This window comes from Bradyrhizobium sp. BR 1432 (genome assembly GCF_051547705.1).
In the GTDB taxonomy this organism is placed as follows: domain Bacteria; phylum Pseudomonadota; class Alphaproteobacteria; order Rhizobiales; family Xanthobacteraceae; genus Bradyrhizobium; species Bradyrhizobium zhanjiangense.
The window spans coordinates 6,317,495-6,332,692 of the sequence record NZ_JBPUGF010000003.1 but is presented as its reverse complement, the minus strand read 5'-3'; the positions used below and the strand labels follow the sequence as shown (position 1 = coordinate 6,332,692).

The 15,198-nt window shown below is 63.8% G+C and carries 14 protein-coding genes and 3 pseudogenes; 3 read left to right on the top strand and 14 right to left on the bottom strand.

Going from position 1 to position 15,198, the window contains the following annotated elements:
• Positions 1-40: 40 nt before the first annotated feature.
• The 8 genes and pseudogenes from ACSKB8_RS30715 to pdhA form a co-directional block, all read right to left on the bottom strand.
• A pseudogene (locus tag ACSKB8_RS30715) lies at positions 41-1,281 on the bottom strand (threonine synthase).
• A gap of 129 nt (positions 1,282-1,410) precedes the next feature.
• Positions 1,411-2,832, bottom strand: coding sequence for a dihydrolipoyl dehydrogenase (gene lpdA / locus ACSKB8_RS30710; protein ID WP_438108115.1), 1,422 nt, complete (start codon positions 2,830-2,832; stop codon positions 1,411-1,413).
• Positions 2,833-2,849: 17 nt separating this feature from the next.
• On the bottom strand, positions 2,850-3,083 hold the full coding sequence (locus ACSKB8_RS30705; RefSeq protein WP_438108113.1) for a hypothetical protein: 234 nt from the start codon (positions 3,081-3,083) through the stop codon (positions 2,850-2,852).
• Positions 3,084-3,105: 22 nt separating this feature from the next.
• Positions 3,106-4,461 carry a pyruvate dehydrogenase complex dihydrolipoamide acetyltransferase gene (locus ACSKB8_RS30700; protein WP_438108111.1) on the bottom strand — a complete coding sequence of 452 codons (1,356 nt, stop codon included), beginning with the start codon at positions 4,459-4,461 and terminating at the stop codon, positions 3,106-3,108.
• A gap of 62 nt (positions 4,462-4,523) precedes the next feature.
• A complete protein-coding gene (locus ACSKB8_RS30695; protein ID WP_128933542.1) occupies positions 4,524-4,976 on the bottom strand; it encodes a nucleoside deaminase in 453 nt (150 codons plus the stop codon).
• A 1-nt stretch (position 4,977) separates the two neighbouring features.
• The gene (locus tag ACSKB8_RS30690; RefSeq protein ID WP_027559362.1) at positions 4,978-5,280 is read right to left on the bottom strand and encodes a DUF5076 domain-containing protein; all 303 of its coding nucleotides are present in this window, start codon (positions 5,278-5,280) and stop codon (positions 4,978-4,980) included.
• A gap of 3 nt (positions 5,281-5,283) precedes the next feature.
• Positions 5,284-6,675, bottom strand: a complete 1,392-nt coding sequence (locus ACSKB8_RS30685; protein ID WP_091885648.1) for a pyruvate dehydrogenase complex E1 component subunit beta — start codon at positions 6,673-6,675, stop codon at positions 5,284-5,286.
• Between the two features lie 29 nt (positions 6,676-6,704).
• Positions 6,705-7,726, bottom strand: a pseudogene (pdhA, locus tag ACSKB8_RS30680) (pyruvate dehydrogenase (acetyl-transferring) E1 component subunit alpha).
• Positions 7,727-7,780: 54 nt separating this feature from the next.
• Between pdhA and ACSKB8_RS30675 the strand changes: the two are divergent.
• The gene (locus ACSKB8_RS30675; RefSeq protein WP_164934894.1) at positions 7,781-7,930 is read left to right on the top strand and encodes a hypothetical protein; all 150 of its coding nucleotides are present in this window, start codon (positions 7,781-7,783) and stop codon (positions 7,928-7,930) included.
• 65 nt (positions 7,931-7,995) lie between these two features.
• Here ACSKB8_RS30675 and adh read toward each other — a convergent pair whose 3' ends face one another.
• On the bottom strand, positions 7,996-9,513 hold the full coding sequence (gene adh / locus ACSKB8_RS30670; RefSeq protein ID WP_438108108.1) for an aldehyde dehydrogenase: 1,518 nt from the start codon (positions 9,511-9,513) through the stop codon (positions 7,996-7,998).
• Between adh and ACSKB8_RS30665 the strand changes: the two genes are divergently transcribed.
• Positions 9,506-9,682 (top strand): hypothetical protein, encoded by a 177-nt coding sequence (locus ACSKB8_RS30665; protein WP_438108106.1) that lies wholly within the window; start codon positions 9,506-9,508, stop codon positions 9,680-9,682. The genes adh and ACSKB8_RS30665 overlap by 8 nt on opposite strands.
• Before the next feature lie 139 nt (positions 9,683-9,821).
• Here the strand turns inward: ACSKB8_RS30665 and ACSKB8_RS30660 are convergent, their stop codons facing one another.
• The 5 genes and pseudogenes from ACSKB8_RS30660 to ACSKB8_RS30640 all read right to left on the bottom strand — a co-directional run bounded on the left by ACSKB8_RS30660 (position 9,822) and on the right by ACSKB8_RS30640 (position 14,358).
• A complete protein-coding gene (locus ACSKB8_RS30660; protein WP_438110747.1) occupies positions 9,822-10,781 on the bottom strand; it encodes a GAF domain-containing protein in 960 nt (319 codons plus the stop codon).
• 213 nt (positions 10,782-10,994) lie between these two features.
• Positions 10,995-11,312 carry an FtsB family cell division protein gene (locus ACSKB8_RS30655; protein ID WP_438108104.1) on the bottom strand — a complete coding sequence of 106 codons (318 nt, stop codon included), beginning with the start codon at positions 11,310-11,312 and terminating at the stop codon, positions 10,995-10,997.
• A gap of 214 nt (positions 11,313-11,526) precedes the next feature.
• Positions 11,527-12,078, bottom strand: a complete 552-nt coding sequence (locus tag ACSKB8_RS30650) for an NADPH-dependent FMN reductase (protein WP_130213688.1) — start codon at positions 12,076-12,078, stop codon at positions 11,527-11,529.
• A gap of 197 nt (positions 12,079-12,275) precedes the next feature.
• Positions 12,276-13,274: an MBL fold metallo-hydrolase gene (locus ACSKB8_RS30645; RefSeq protein ID WP_438108103.1), complete on the bottom strand. Its 999-nt coding sequence runs from the start codon at positions 13,272-13,274 to the stop codon at positions 12,276-12,278.
• Between the two features lie 114 nt (positions 13,275-13,388).
• Positions 13,389-14,358: pseudogene (locus ACSKB8_RS30640) on the bottom strand (AraC family transcriptional regulator).
• 98 nt (positions 14,359-14,456) lie between these two features.
• Here ACSKB8_RS30640 and ACSKB8_RS30635 point away from each other — a divergent pair.
• Positions 14,457-15,194 carry an SDR family oxidoreductase gene (locus ACSKB8_RS30635; protein WP_438108101.1) on the top strand — a complete coding sequence of 246 codons (738 nt, stop codon included), beginning with the start codon at positions 14,457-14,459 and terminating at the stop codon, positions 15,192-15,194.
• The last annotated feature ends 4 nt before the right edge of the window (positions 15,195-15,198 follow it).

Sequence of the window (15,198 nt, the reverse complement as noted above, 5' to 3'; positions counted from 1 at the left end):
TCTTTTCGGAAAACCGCTGCACACTTTTCCGGATCATGCTCTAGAACTGCGTGTAGTCGATCGGCTTGTGACGATCGAGCGTGCGGGTGACCGGCGGCAGCGGATATTTCAGGCCGGTCGCACAGTTGAACAGCATCACGCGGTCGGTCTTGCTGACGCGGCCGTCGGCGAGGCTCTGTTTGTAGGCGGCGTAGGTGGCGGCGCCCTCGGGGCACAACAGCAGCCCCTCCTCGCGCGCAACCTCGCTCAGCGCCGACGAGATCTTGTCGTCTTCGACCGCGATGGCAAAACCCTTGCTCTGTCGCACTGCGCGCAGGATCAGGAAATCGCCGATCGCCTGCGGAACGCGAATGCCGGAAGCGATGGTGTGTGCATCCTCCAGCGCGTCGCATGCTCGGTGCCCTCGTCATAGGCCCGCACCATCGGCGCGCAGCCCGAGGCCTGCACCGCGACCATGCGCGGACGCTTGGAGCCGATGAAGCCGATCTTCTCGAGCTCGTCGAAAGCCTTCCACATGCCGATCAGGCCGGTACCGCCGCCGGTCGGATAGAAGATCACGTCGGGCACGTCCCAGCCGAGCTGCTCGGCGAGCTCGAGACCCATCGTCTTCTTGCCCTCGATGCGGTACGGCTCCTTCAGCGTCGACGTGTCGAACCAGCCGACTTTTGCTTTCCCCTCGCCGACGATCTTGCCGCAATCGTCGATATAGCCGTTGACGCGATAGACGGTCGCGCCCTGGAGCTCGATCTCGCTGACATTCACTTCCGGTGTGTCGGCCGGGCAGAAGATCGTAGTCTTGATGCCGCACGACGTCGCATAGGCCGCGAGCGCCGCGCCGGCGTTGCCGTTGGTCGGCATCGCCATGTGCTTGATGCCGAGCGCCTTGCCCATCGACACCGCCATCACGAGGCCGCGCGCCTTGAACGAGCCGGTCGGCAGCCGCCCTTCGTCCTTCACGATGATCTCGCCGCCGCCGAGTTTGGCGCCGAGCTTCGGCAGCCGGATCAGCGGCGTCGTGACCTCGCCGAGGGAGACGATGTCCCTGCATTTGCGCACCGGCAGCAGCTCGCGGTAGCGCCACATGTCGGCGGGGCGCTGGGCCAAAGCGTCCTTGGTCAGCGCCTTCTTCACCCCAGCGAGGTCGTAGCGCACCAGAAGCGGCTTGCCGGCCTTGGAGAGATTGTGGACCTGGTCGGCCGCATAATGATCGCCTTCCATCGCGCATTCGAGATGCGTGACGAAGGTCGGGCGTTCGATGGTCAGGTTGTCGTTGTCGTGCATGGGTTGGTTTCCTTCTTATTCTAAAAACAGCTCTCTTTGGTCGTCATTGCGAGCGCAGCGAAGCAATCCAGCCTGTATCCGCAGAGATATCTCTGGATTGCTTCGCTGCGCTCGCAATGACGGAAGCGGTCAAATATTCAGCACCCGTCCATAAGCATCCAGCACGGCTTCCTTCATCATCTCCGACAGCGTCGGATGTGGGAACACCGTGTGCATCAGTTCTTCTTCCGTGGTCTCCAGATTCATGGCGACGACATAGCCCTGGATCAGTTCGGTGACTTCAGCGCCGACCATGTGAGCGCCGAGAAGCTGGCCGGTCTTCTTGTCGAAGATCACCTTGACGAGACCCTGGTCCTCGCCGAGCGCGATCGCCTTGCCGTTGCCGACGAAGGGGAAGCGGCCGACGCGGATCTCGCGGCCATTCTCCTTGGCCTTGGCTTCGGTGAGACCGACCGAGGCGACCTGCGGATGACAATAGGTGCAGCCCGGGATCATGTTCTTGTCCATGGGGTGCGGATTGAGGCCCTTGATCGCCTCGACGCAGATCACACCCTCATGCTCGGCCTTGTGCGCGAGCATCGGCGGACCAGCGACGTCGCCGATGGCGTAGATCCCGGGGACATTGGTCTTGCCGTGGCCGTCGGCCACGATGATGCCGCGGTCGGTTTTGACCCCCAACTTCTCCAGGCCGAGATTCTCGATGTTGCCGACCACGCCGACCGCCGAGATCACCCGCTCGAACTCGGTCGTGACAGGCTTGCCCTTGCCGTCGTCGATGGTGGCGACGACGCTGTCGGCCTTCTTCTCGAGTTTTGTGACTTTGGTCGAGGACATGATTTTCATGCCCATCTTCTCAAAGCGTTTCCGCGCGAGCCCTGCGATCTCCGCGTCCTCCACGGGGAGGATCTGCGGCAGCACCTCGACCACGGTGACGTCAGAGCCCATGGTGTGGAAGAAGGACGCGAACTCGATGCCGATCGCGCCGGAGCCGACCACCAGCAGCGACTTCGGAATCCGGTCCGGCACCATCGCCTCGAAATAGGTCCAGACCAGCTTCTGGTCGGGCTCGAGCCCCGGCAGAACGCGCGGCCGCGCGCCAGTCGCGACGATGATGTGCTTGGCCTGGTAAGTCCCCTCCCCCAGCGAGCCCTTCGGCGCCTCGACATCGGACTTTTTCACGGTGACCTTGCCGGGCGCGTCGATCGAGGCCGCGCCCCAGATCACGCTGACCTTGTTCTTCTTCATCAGGAAGCCGACGCCCGTGTTCAACTGCTTCGAGACGCCACGCGAGCGCTGCACCACGGCCTTCGGATCGAACGACACCTTCTCCGCCGACAGGCCGTAATCCTTGGCGTGCTGCATGTAGTGGTAGATCTCGGCTGAACGCAGCAGCGCCTTGGTCGGGATGCAGCCCCAGTTCAGGCAGATACCGCCAAGATACGACTTCTCGACGATCGCCGTCTTGAAGCCGAGCTGGGCGGCGCGGATCGCGGTGACATAGCCGCCGGGACCGGAGCCGATGATGATGACGTCGAAGGATGTATCGGCCATGGCGGCTCCCGTTCAACTCAAGAAGCGCCGCGGGCGCGGCGCTTGAAGACAACAAACCTGATCAGCCATTCGATGATCCCGACCAGGACCAGAATGGCCAACGCGCTCAGCACAATGGGTTGAGCGATGTTTCGCGACAGTTGCTCTCCCGACAGGAAGGCGGATTGAAGAAAATCAAGCCCGATCGGATTGAGCGCGACAACGGCTCCGAGCAGCAGCGATATCCATGGCCAGCGGGTACGGACATGCAAGGTTGCCCCCTCTGCCGCCGCGTCAGACCATCATCATGACGGGATTTTCGATCAGCTGCTTGAACGCACCGATCAGCTCGGCGCCGAGCGCGCCGTCGATGGCGCGGTGATCGCAGGACAACGTCACGCTCATCATGTTCGCGATCTCGATCTTGCCGCCGCGCACGACGGGACGCTCTTCGCTGGTGCCCACGGCCAGAATGGTCGCGTGCGGCGGATTGATCACGGCGGTGAAGTGGCTGATGCCGTACATGCCGAGGTTGGAGACGGCCGTGGTGCCGCCCTGGTATTCCTCAGGCTTCAGCTTGCGCGAGCGGGCGCGCGCGGCAAAATCCTTCATCTCGTTGGAGATGGTGGAGAGCGTCTTGGTCTCCGCCTTGCGGATGATCGGCGTGATCAGGCCGCCCGGCATCGCCACGGCAACACCGACGTCGGAATGGTGGTGCTTGACCATGCCGCTTTCGGTCCAGCTGACGTTGCAGTTCGGGATTTTCTGCAGCGCCACCGCCATTGCCTTGATGACGAAGTCGTTGACCGAGATCTTGTAGAGCGGCTTCTTCTCCTTGTCCTTGGGAGCAGCCGCATTGATCTCCTCGCGCGCGATCAGCAGCTTGCCGATGTCGCAGTCGATGGTGAGATAGAAGTGCGGGACGTTCTGGATCGACGCGGTCAGGCGCTGCGCGATGGTGCGGCGCATGCCGTCATGCGGGACGATGTCGTAGGTATCAGGCTCGAACAGCGACAGGATCTGCTTGTCCGACATGGTCGGCGCGATCGCTGGCGCCCCGGACGGCGCCGCCGCGGGCGCCTTGAGGCCCTTGCCGGACTTGGCCTGCTCGACGTCGCGCGCGACCACGCGGCCGTGCGGGCCGGTGCCCGCGACCATCGCAACGTCGATGCCGGCTTCCTTGGCGATACGGCGCGCCAGCGGCGATGAGAACACGCGGCCGCCATGGCCGTTGCCGTGCGCCGCGGGAGCTGCAGCCTGCGCCGCCGGTGCGGCGGCAGGTGCCGGCGCCGCCTTCGGTGCGGCCGGAGCAGGTGCCGGCGCCGGCGCAGCAGCAGGTGCCTCAGCGGCCTTGGGCGGTGCAGCCGAGGCGGTCGGCTTCGCGGCGCCCGCGGCCTTCACGTCCTCGCCCTCGCCGGCCAGCACCGCGATCACGTCGTTGACCGGGACGTCCTGCGTGCCCTCGGGTACCAGGATCTTGGCGATCGTGCCCTCGTCGATCGCCTCGACCTCCATGGTCGCCTTGTCGGTCTCGATCTCGGCGATGACGTCGCCGGATTTGACCTTGTCGCCTTCCTTCTTCAGCCACTTGGCGAGGTTGCCCTTCTCCATTGTTGGCGAGAGAGCGGGCATCAGGATGTTGATGGGCATGCTGACCTCACGAAGAACTTCTCAAAACGTCGTCTCCAGAAGCGAAGACGAACAGACCAGGTTTAGTTGCCGATGTCGCCCTGCCACAGGCGCTCATTGGCGGGATTGGAACGCCACGTCTTCATCATGGTGATGGAGCGGTCGTCGGCAAGATCGATCCAGGGGATGCCGAACTTGTCGAGGATGTCCTTGGACCCTGGGAAGGTGACGGATTCTCCGATCACCACCAGCTTGACCTTGAACAGCGCCAGCGCGCCGGCGCACATCGAGCAGGGCGACAGCGTGGTATACATGACGGTGTCGTGGAACGTGATCGCGCCGGCCTCGCGCAGGCAGCTCATCTCGCCGTGCAGGATCACATTGTTCTCCTGCACGCGGTTGTTGTGGCCACGGGCGATGATCTTGTTGTCGCGCGTCAGCACCGCGCCGATTGGCAGGCCACCTTGCGCGATCGAGGCTTCCGCCTCGCGGATCGCCTCCAGCATGAAATCGTAATGATAGGATTCGATCGCCACGTCAGTGCCCTTTGCCGCGTGGCGTCGTCGTGCCGGTGTCGGTGGGACGCTCGATCTCGGCCTGGAACATGTCCAGGATCCGGTTCAGGGCATCCTCCTCGGTGTACTCGCTCTCGCGCGCATAGGCGCGCGCGGCATGACGGGCGAGATCGACGAGCAGCAGGCCCCACATGTCGGGCTCCTCGAAGGCGCGCTGGAACGCCATCGACAGCCCGCCGTCCAGCACGAACACGCGCAGGATCTCGACCGCGTCCTCGCGGGTCATGACGTCGGGCGGCAGTGGCTGCTCCTTCGGGCCCGCCATGGTCTACCTGTAGCAGACGGCTTTGGCGGCCTCGACGACTTCCGCCGCCGAGGGCAGCGCGAGCTTCTCCAGGTTCGCGGCATAGGGCATCGGCACGTCCTTGCCGGAGACGCGCGTAACCGGCGCGTCGAGATAATCGAAGGCGTTCTCCATGATGCGCGCGGCGATCTCGGCGCCGACGCCGCTCTGGGCCCAGCCCTCCTCCACCGTCACCGCACGGCCCGTCTTCTTGACCGAGTTGATGATGGTCTCGGTGTCCATCGGTCGCAGCGTGCGCAGGTCGATCACCTCGGCCTCGATGCCGTCCTTGGCGAGCTCGTCGGCGGCCTTCAGCGCATAGGTCATGCCGTTCGACCAGGAGATGATGGTGACGTGGCTGCCGGAGCGCACGATGCGCGCCTTGCCGATCGGAATCACGAAATCGTCGAGCTTGGGCACTTGGCCGGTGTGACCGTAGAGCACCTCGTTCTCAAGGAAGATCACCGGGTTGGGATCGCGGATCGCGGCCTTGAGCAGACCCTTGGCATCGGCCGCCGAATACGGCGCGACCACCTTGAGACCGGGAATGTGCGAGTACCAGGCCGAGTAGTCCTGGCTGTGCTGGGCGGCGACGCGCGCAGCGGCACCGTTGGGCCCGCGGAACACGATCGAGCAGCCCATCTGGCCACCGGACATGTACAGCGTCTTGGCCGCGGAGTTGATGATCTGGTCGATCGCCTGCATGGCGAAGTTGAAGGTCATGAACTCGACGATCGGCTTGAGGCCCGTCATCGCGGCACCGACGCCGACGCCGGCAAAGCCGTGCTCGGTGATCGGGGTGTCGATCACGCGCTTGGCCCCGAACTCCTGGAGCAGGCCTTGGGTGACCTTGTAGGCGCCCTGATATTCGGCGACCTCTTCGCCCATCACGAAGACATCGGCGTCGCGGCGCATCTCTTCGGCCATGGCGTCGCGCAAGGCTTCGCGGATGGTCTGCGTCACCATCTCGGTGCCGGCAGGCACCTCCGGATCGGGCTCGGCCACGGCCTGCGGCGCGGCTGGCGCGGCCTTGGGCTGAGGCGCTTCGGCCTTTGCAGCGGCGGGCGGAGCGGACTCCGCAGCCTTCTCCTGCTTGGCCGGTGCGGGCGCTTTCGCGAGATCGGCGGCGCTCTCGCCGTCGGCGAGGATGGTCGCGATCGGCGTGTTGACCGCGACGTCAGCGGTGCCCTCGGGGATCAGGATCTTGCCGAGCGTGCCCTCATCGGTCGCCTCGACCTCCATCGTCGCCTTGTCGGTCTCGATCTCGGCGATGACGTCGCCCGACTTGATCGGCTCGCCCTCTTTCTTCAGCCATTTGGCGAGGTTGCCCTTCTCCATCGTGGGCGACAACGCGGGCATCAGCACTTGAATTGGCATATCGACTCCAAAAGAAAGCTTGCGCGCGTTCAGCGATAAACGTCGGTCCAGAGCTCGGCGGCATCCGGCTCGGGATCATGTTGGGCGAAATCGGCGGATGCGTTGACGACGTCGCGCACCTCGGCGTCGATCGCCTTCAGATCCTGCTCGGTGACCTTGGCCGCCAAGAGGCGGTTACGCACCTGCTCGATCGGGTCCTGGTCATGGCGGACCTTCTCGACCTCCTCACGCGTGCGATATTTTGCAGGATCGGACATCGAGTGGCCGCGATAGCGGTAGGTCTGCATCTCCAGGATGTAGGGACCCTTGCCGGCACGGCACCAGGCCGCCGCCTCCTCGCCCGCAGCCTTCACGGCGCGGACATCCATGCCATCGACCTGCTTGCCGGGAATGTTGAAGGACGCACCGCGCTTGGAAAAATCCTGCCGCGCCGAGGCGCGCGAGACCGAGGTGCCCATGGCGTAGCGGTTGTTCTCGATGACAAAGATCACCGGCAGCTTCCAGAGCTCCGCCATGTTGAAGCTCTCATAGACTTGGCCCTGGTTGGCCGCGCCGTCGCCGAAATAGGTGACGCTCACATTGCCATTGCCACGATAGTGATTGGCGAAGGCGAGACCAGTGCCGAGCGAGACCTGCGCGCCGACGATGCCGTGGCCGCCGTAAAAGTGCTTCTCCTTGCTGAACATGTGCATGGAGCCGCCCTTGCCCTTGGAATAGCCGCCGCGGCGACCCGTGAGCTCGGCCATGACGCCGTTGGCCTCCATGCCGGTGGCGAGCATGTGGCCGTGATCGCGATAGCCGGTGATGACCTGATCGCCCTCTTTCAGGGCCATCTGCATGCCAACCACCACGGCCTCCTGGCCGATATAGAGGTGGCAGAAGCCACCGATTGCGCCCATGCCGTAGAGCTGGCCGGCCTTTTCCTCGAAGCGCCGGATCAGGAGCATATCGCGGAGCGCCTTGAGCTCCTGCTCCCTGGTGAATTCCGGGGCGAACCGCCGTCGGTCTTGTCCTGTGGAGTGCTTGCGGCGGCTTTCTTGGGTGCGGCCATGGGAATTCCGGGTCAGAGAAAACTTTCGCCCTCTCTAACCCAAGTCAAACACCGTTGGAAAGCACCGCGGCGGCATGGCACGATTTTCATTATGCCGCACTGCAACGTGATCGTAATATTGGAAAATCTTTGGCGCCGATCGGGCAACAAATCGATGCAACGCTGCCGAACGCTCAGATTCGTGACCGCGTCAAGAAGCGTTGAGGCGACCGGGACCTGACATTCGGAATGGGCGGCGCCGAAACGACGCCGCCCTCTCCGCCGACCGATCAGAAGAAGCCGAGCTTCTTCGGGCTGTAGCTGACCAGGAGATTCTTGGTCTGCTGGTAGTGATCGAGCATCATCTTGTGGGTCTCGCGCCCGACGCCCGACTGCTTGTAGCCGCCGAAAGCCGCATGCGCGGGATAGGCGTGGTAGCAGTTGGTCCAGACCCGGCCGGCCTGGATCTCCCGGCCGAAGCGGTAGCAACGGTTGACATCGCGGCTCCAGACGCCCGCCCCGAGACCGTAGAGCGTGTCGTTGGCAATCGCGAGCGCCTCCTCGTCGGTCTTGAAGGTCGTGACCGAGACCACGGGGCCGAAGATCTCCTCCTGGAAGATCCGCATCTTGTTGTGGCCCTCGAACACGGTCGGCTGGACGTAGAAGCCGCCGGCGAGATCGCCTGCGAGCTCGGCACGTCCGCCGCCGGCCAGCACCTTCGCGCCCTCCTGCTTGCCGATATCGATATAGGAGAGGATCTTGGACAGCTGCTCGCTCGAGGCCTGCGCGCCGATCATGGTGGTGGCGTCGCGCGGATCGCCCTGCTTGATCGCGGCAACGCGCTTCAGCGCCCGCTCCATGAAGCGGTCATAGATATCCGCATGCACCAGCGCCCGGCTCGGACAGGTGCAGACCTCGCCCTGGTTCAGTGCGAACATGACGAAGCCTTCGATCGCCTTGTCGAAGAAGTCGTCGTCCTCGGCGATGACGTCCTTGAAGAAGATGTTCGGCGACTTGCCGCCGAGCTCCAGCGTGACGGGAATGAGGTTCTGGCTGGCATATTGCATGATCAGCCGGCCCGTCGTGGTCTCGCCGGTGAACGCAATCTTGGCGATGCGCGGGCTCGAGGCCAGCGGCTTGCCGGCTTCCAGGCCAAATCCGTTGACGATGTTGAGGACGCCTGGAGGCAGGATGTCGGCGATGATCTCGGCCCAGACCATGATCGAGGCCGGCGTCTGCTCGGCGGGCTTGAGCACCACGCAATTGCCGGCGGCCAGCGCAGGCGCAAGCTTCCAGCAAGCCATCAGCAGCGGGAAGTTCCAGGGAATGATCTGGCCGACCACGCCGAGCGGCTCGTGGAAATGATAGGCGATGGTGTCGTGATCGATCTCGCCGATCGAGCCTTCCTGGGCGCGCACGACACCGGCGAAGTAGCGGAAGTGATCGATGGCGAGCGGCAGGTCGGCGGCGCGGGTCTCGCGGATCGGCTTGCCATTGTCCCAGGTCTCGGCGATGGCGAGACGCTCGAGATTCTCCTCCATGCGATCGGCGATCCGGTTCAGGATCGCGGCGCGCTCGGCGACGCTGGTGCGGCCCCACGCGGCTTTCGCCGCATGCGCCGCGTCGAGGGCCGCCTCGACGTCCTGCGCGTCGGAGCGCGCGATCTTGCAGACGACCTGGCCGGTCACCGGCGAAGCATTGTCGAAATACTTGCCCGAGATCGGCGCGACGAATTTGCCGCCGATGAAATTGTCATAGCGTTCGGCGAAGGGAACTTTGGTGACGCTGAGGAATTCCACCTTGTTCATTGATCACTCCCGATGTTTGCTGTTCGCGCAATTCGTCGCGTGGTCGCGACTTGCGCCGACGATGATGCGGGAGGTGTTTTCTGTCAGCCCGGGCGCGAGCGATGATGGCGCCGACCTGTCGCAGTTCTGCGACAGTCGTGGGCAAGGCAAGGGCTGGATGGGACGCTAGAAGCTTCCGCATCGTCATTGCGAGCGCAGCGAAGCAATCCAGAGTCCTCCGCGGAAAGATTCTGGATTGCTTCGCTGAGCCTGTCATCGGGCCGCGCTTCGCGCGGACCCGTTGGCTCACAATGACGGAAACACAAAGCTCAGTGGTTCAGCCCGAACCGCTTCAGCTTCCGATGCAGCGTGGCGCGGCTGACGCCGAGGGCCTTGGCGGCCGCCGAAACGTTGCCACCCGCGCGGAGCATCGCCCGCTGCAACACCGCGCGCTGACCGCCGGCAAGGTGGTCGTGTGCAGTGTCGCCGCCGAGGAGATCGGCCGCGGGCACCGGCTGCAGTGCCCGGCCGAGGGCGATCCCGAGTCCGATCCGGGCAGAGCGGGTTGCGCCGATCACGAGATCGTCCGCATCAACGGCGATGAGGCCGCCGCAACTGCCGTCCGGGCCCTGCGTCAGCACGATGCGGGCATGGCTGAAGGCCCTGCGAAACAGGTCGGCCTCGATACGCTTGGCTGCCTCGCCCGCCGCCAGCGCGATCAGACTGGAGAACGCGTCGGTGCGGTCGGCGCGGCAGGAGGAGACGTCGAGCACGCCTGCGAGCGCCGCCTCGTGGTCGTAGATCGGAACGGCGGTGCAGCTCAAAAGCGTGTTGCGGGCGAAGAAGTGCTGGTCGCGATCGATCGTCAGCGGACGCTGCTCGACGAGGCAGGTGCCGATCCCGTTGGTGCCCTCGTGCTCCTCGCTCCAGAGCGCGCCGGTCCACAGGCCCCAGGATTGAAACGTCGCATCGTCCCCCGGCGTGCCACGGCGATCGACCGGAACGCCCTCACCGTCCGCGAGCAACACGCAACAGCCGCTCGCGCCGACGGCCTGATACAGCCGGTCCATCGCACCTTGCGCGGCCGCCAGCAGCGGCGCGATGCGCTTGCGGGCCTGATCCAGCTCGGCTTCGGTAAGCCGCATCGGTGAGCTGCGCCCGGCGGGATCGAGATGATGCAATCGGGACGAACGGCGCCACGAGGCCACGAGCGCGGACCGGGCCGCCTGGCCTGACGCGATGGCGGCCTCGACGCGGGCCGCGTGATGCGGTGGCGTTGACCCATTCATCACTCTGTTTCCTCCGGAAGGTAGTCTAGGCAGTACCGGCACGGCCCGGTTGATCTGCGTCAATCTTGGGCGACTGCGAGGCATGAGCCCCTTGCTGTGGCGCCGTCAAGGCAGCCGACCGCTTCTTGGCCTACGACTTTCGGTACAGTCGAGGGCTGAGTTGGCGCCGATCGGCAGCCGCTTTCGTTGCCGGTTTCGAATGCAGCGAAAACGCTATTTCGCCGGTATCATCCGAACGAGATCATGCGGATTGACATAGTCGAGCTGGTAGCGCGCCCGCTCTTCCAGCATATCAGGATCGATCCTGGACGTGCGCAGCAACGAGACGCGCTGCTCGCTCCTGGCGCGCTCGCGCTTGAGCTGTGCCAGCTCGCTGGTCAGTGCGATGATCTCCTGATCGAGCTCCTGGCGGGCGTTGAGGCCGTATTTGCCGGTGTAGGCGTTGACGCCGAAATAGCCGACGATCGCCGCCGCCATCGCATAGAGGGCAAGGCCGGTCAGGATCGATTTCAGGCGCGCGCGAGAGACCATCTTGGGAAGATGGGACAGGTTGGTTAAGAGAGTGCTAATCGTCCTCTCCCTGCGCGTCGCTCCAGCCGCCGATCGCGGCGAGGCAAGCTATCTCCACGCGTCATGGCCGGACCTGTCCCGGCCATCCACGTGCTTTGCCTCGGATGACGAAGAACGTGGATGCCCGGGACAGGCCCGGGCATGACGGAGAGTTGAGCGGCTTTGGCTTCCAGTTTCAGCCGTGATGCTTCGCGACGTGGGCAGCGAAGGCGTCGATATAGGCCTGGAGCACAGGCTTCAGCGACTCCTTGACCAGATTGCCCTCGGCATCAAAGGCGTCGCCAATGGCGTTCAGATAGGTCTCCGGCTGTTGCATGATCGGGCCGGTTATACCAGGCAGGATGGTTTGCAAATGCTTGGCCGCGCTGACCCCGCCGAGCGGGCCCGGCGAATTGGAGATGATGCCGACCGGCTTGCCATTGAAGGAGCTCTTGCCATAGGGCCGCGAGGCGACGTCGATGGCGTTCTTCAGAGCACCAGGGATGGAGCGGTTGTATTCGGGCGTGACGAAGATGACGCCGTCCGCCTTCTGAAGCTTCTCGCGAAACGCCAGCCAGTCCGCGGGCGGCGCGCCCTCGAGGTCCTGATTGAAGAACGAGATGCCCGCCGGCGTGATCACCTCGAGCTTGAGCGAGCTAGGTGCGAGCTTGGCGAGCGCATTGGCGATCTTGAGCGAAAAGCCGGCCTTGCGCACGCTGCCGGCGATTACGACGATATTGTAGGCCATGGGGGTATCCTTCGAACTTGAGCGGGAGTGCCGGGAGCGCACTTAAGCGATCCGTACCGATGGATGCAAGTGCATGAACTGGCTCGATTTGGAAACGCTGCGTTTCTGGAAAGCAGACATCTGGGCTACGACACTCTCCCAAAAAAATCAGGCCGCCAAGCGGCGGCCCGATCTCTCGCCCAAACGTCTTAGCCAGGTCAGATTGTCGGATTCCAGGCCGACGGGATCAGGCGATATTTGGCGCCGTCCTTCACGACATGCCCGACCGACGGGAAGGTGAAGTGGAAGCCGATCACGGTCGCTTTCTCGGCCGCCGCCATGTCGTAGAATTTGTGGCGTGTCGTCTGCGCCATCGCCGGATCAGCGTCGAACATCACGTGCCAGTCCGGATTGCGCAGGAAGAATTCCGGAATGTTGGTGACATCGGACTGGATCAGCACCTTGGCATCGCCCGATGCGACCGCGAACGAGGTGTGGCCTGGCGTGTGACCCGGCGTCGCGATCGAGGTGATGCCGGGCGCGACCTCCTTGCCCCACTCGTACTTGGTGACCTTGGACTCGAGGCCGGCAAAGGTCTTCTTCACGTTGGCGAAATAGTTCTTCATCATCGGGTTGGACTCGGCCTTGGCGACGTTGTCCCCGCTGGTCCAGAACTCCCAGTCCTTGCCCGGCACCATGATCTCCGCATTCGGGAAGGCGAGCGCGCCATCGGCGAGACGGATGCCGTTGGTGTGGTCGGGATGCAGATGCGACAGCAGCACGACGTCGATGTTCTTGGGATCGACGCCAGCGGCGGCAAGGTTTTGCAGGGTGCGGCCGACAGCGCCCTTGCTCGGCTCGAGATTGGCGACGCCGTTGCCGGTATCGATCAGCACGAGCTTGGAGCCGGTGTTGATGAGCTGCGGATTGAACGGCACCGTGACCATGCCCTTTGGCATGTAGGCCGCCTCGCCCGCGGCCAGCGCCTCATCCTTCGGTATGTTGACGACGAACTTCTCCGGCATCGGGAAGGTGCGCGCACCGTCGTTGATCGAGGTGCACTCGTAGCTGCCGACCTTGTAGCGGTAGAAGCCCGGCGCCTGCGTCCCAGCCGGCGGCACTGAGGCATTGGTGGTGGTCGGTCCAAGCCCGGTAACGGCGGCCGCACTGAGGGCGGCGGCACCTGCGAGCAGGTGACGGCGATTGAGGTCGGTCATGCAGAGGTCCCCTTCTGAACGCCTTGCGGTTTTTCCGCTTTCAACGGCGGCGGGAATAATCCCCCGCTTCGCTCAGAAGGCAAGTCCCTTCTTCCGGTGACGTGCCGTCGCACATCACGATAATTTATTTGGGTTGATGGGGAATTTTTCGGCGATCGCCTGTCTGCGCCAGTATCGCTTCGGTGCATGGCCGTAGAACTCGCTTGAAGGCGTGTCCGAAGGCGCTCTCCGACGAGTATCCAAGCTGCGCGGCCGTTGCCGAAACGGTCGCTCCACGTCGAAGAAGATCGCGTGCAAGTCGCATTCGCCATCTAAGCAGGTAGTCGAGCGGCGCCAGCCCCACCAGCGACTTGAACCGCTTCGAAAACGCGGATCGCGACATGGCGATCGCTTCGGACAATGCTTCCAGGGTCCAGGGGTGAGCGGAGTCTTCGTGCATCAGCCTGATGGCCTTGCCGATCCTGGCGTCGACCAGTGCATTGATCCATCCCAAACCCTCGCCGGCACCCTGGTCCAGCGCCGCGCGGAGCACCTGGACGAGCAGGACGTCGGCAAGTCTGTCGGTGAGCACGGCCGCTCCGATTCCCGTCCCCCTGATTTCAAGGTCGAGAATCTCGAGCGTGGAATGAATGACGGCTGCCGATGGACTGCGCGACGGTATGAGCAGAAAGCGAGGGAGCGCATCGAGCAGCATTCCGGCGTCCGACGCTTCGAAACCGAAACTGCCGGCAAGCAGAACGGTATCGCGGCCCGCGTGACGCGCGACATCCGACTGCGTCCAATCGAACGCCGCTATACCGTCTTCGGGAGCAAGGCGTTGGTCGTTGGCCAGAACATAGGCTGGTGCATTGGCCAGAAGAAAGCAGTCGCCGGAGACAAGCCGATGATGGGCTTCGTCGCCGAAATCGATCGAGCAATCACCTCGGATGACCGCGCCGAACTTAAGGGCGGGTTTGGCCGGGAACCGATACGACCAATTGCCGCCCGCCTCGAACCTCGTGCAACGCGCAGCGCGAACGTTCAGGAGCGAGAAGACCTGAGACAGCGGGTCCGAGGTCTTGTGCCTATCCGAGGGTTTGTCCAAGGCTTGATCCGATCTCGACGATTTTCGAGCACTTCGAGCATAGATCATCCTCGATTCCGATGCGAAGGTGATCTCGCAACGAATTGCGTGGAACATCTATGTCAGGCATCGCAGGCAAGGTCATCGCCATCACGGGCGCCAGCAGCGGAATTGGCGAAGCCGCCGCCCGGCATCTCGCAGAACGTGGCGCCATCGTGATCCTCGGCGCACGGCGCGCCGACCGGCTGCGAATTCTGGCCGGGAGCATCGCCTCAAAGGGCGGAAAGGCGTCGTACCTCGTCACCGACGTCAGGCGACGCGAGGATGTCGCCAGGCTCGTCGGACTTGCCACGGACCGATACGGGAAGCTGGACGTCCTGATCGACAATGCGGGGATTGCCCCGATTTCCCGCCTTGACGACCTGAGGATCGACGACTGGGACGACATGATCGACGTGAACGTGAAAGGCGTGCTCTACGGAATCGCCGCCGCCCTGCCCGTCTTCCGACGTCAGGGCTTCGGTCATTTCATCAACACCCTGTCGACCGCCGGCATCAAGATCGTTCCGACAATGGCGGTCTACGCGGGATCGAAGAATGCCGTCAGGGCGATTTCCGAAGGGCTTCGTCAGGAGGCCGGCCCCTCGCTTCGGGTGACAACCATCTCACCCGGTTATGTCGACACCGAACTGCCGTCCTCCATGACGGATTCCGCGTTGCGGGAGCAAGGACAGGCAAGCATGAAGGCGATGGCCATTCCGGCGAGCGCAATCGCGGAGGCGATGGCCTTCGCGATTGCGCAGCCGGATAGCGTGGACGTCGGCGAGATCGTCATTCGCCCCACGGCTCAGGCATAAATTC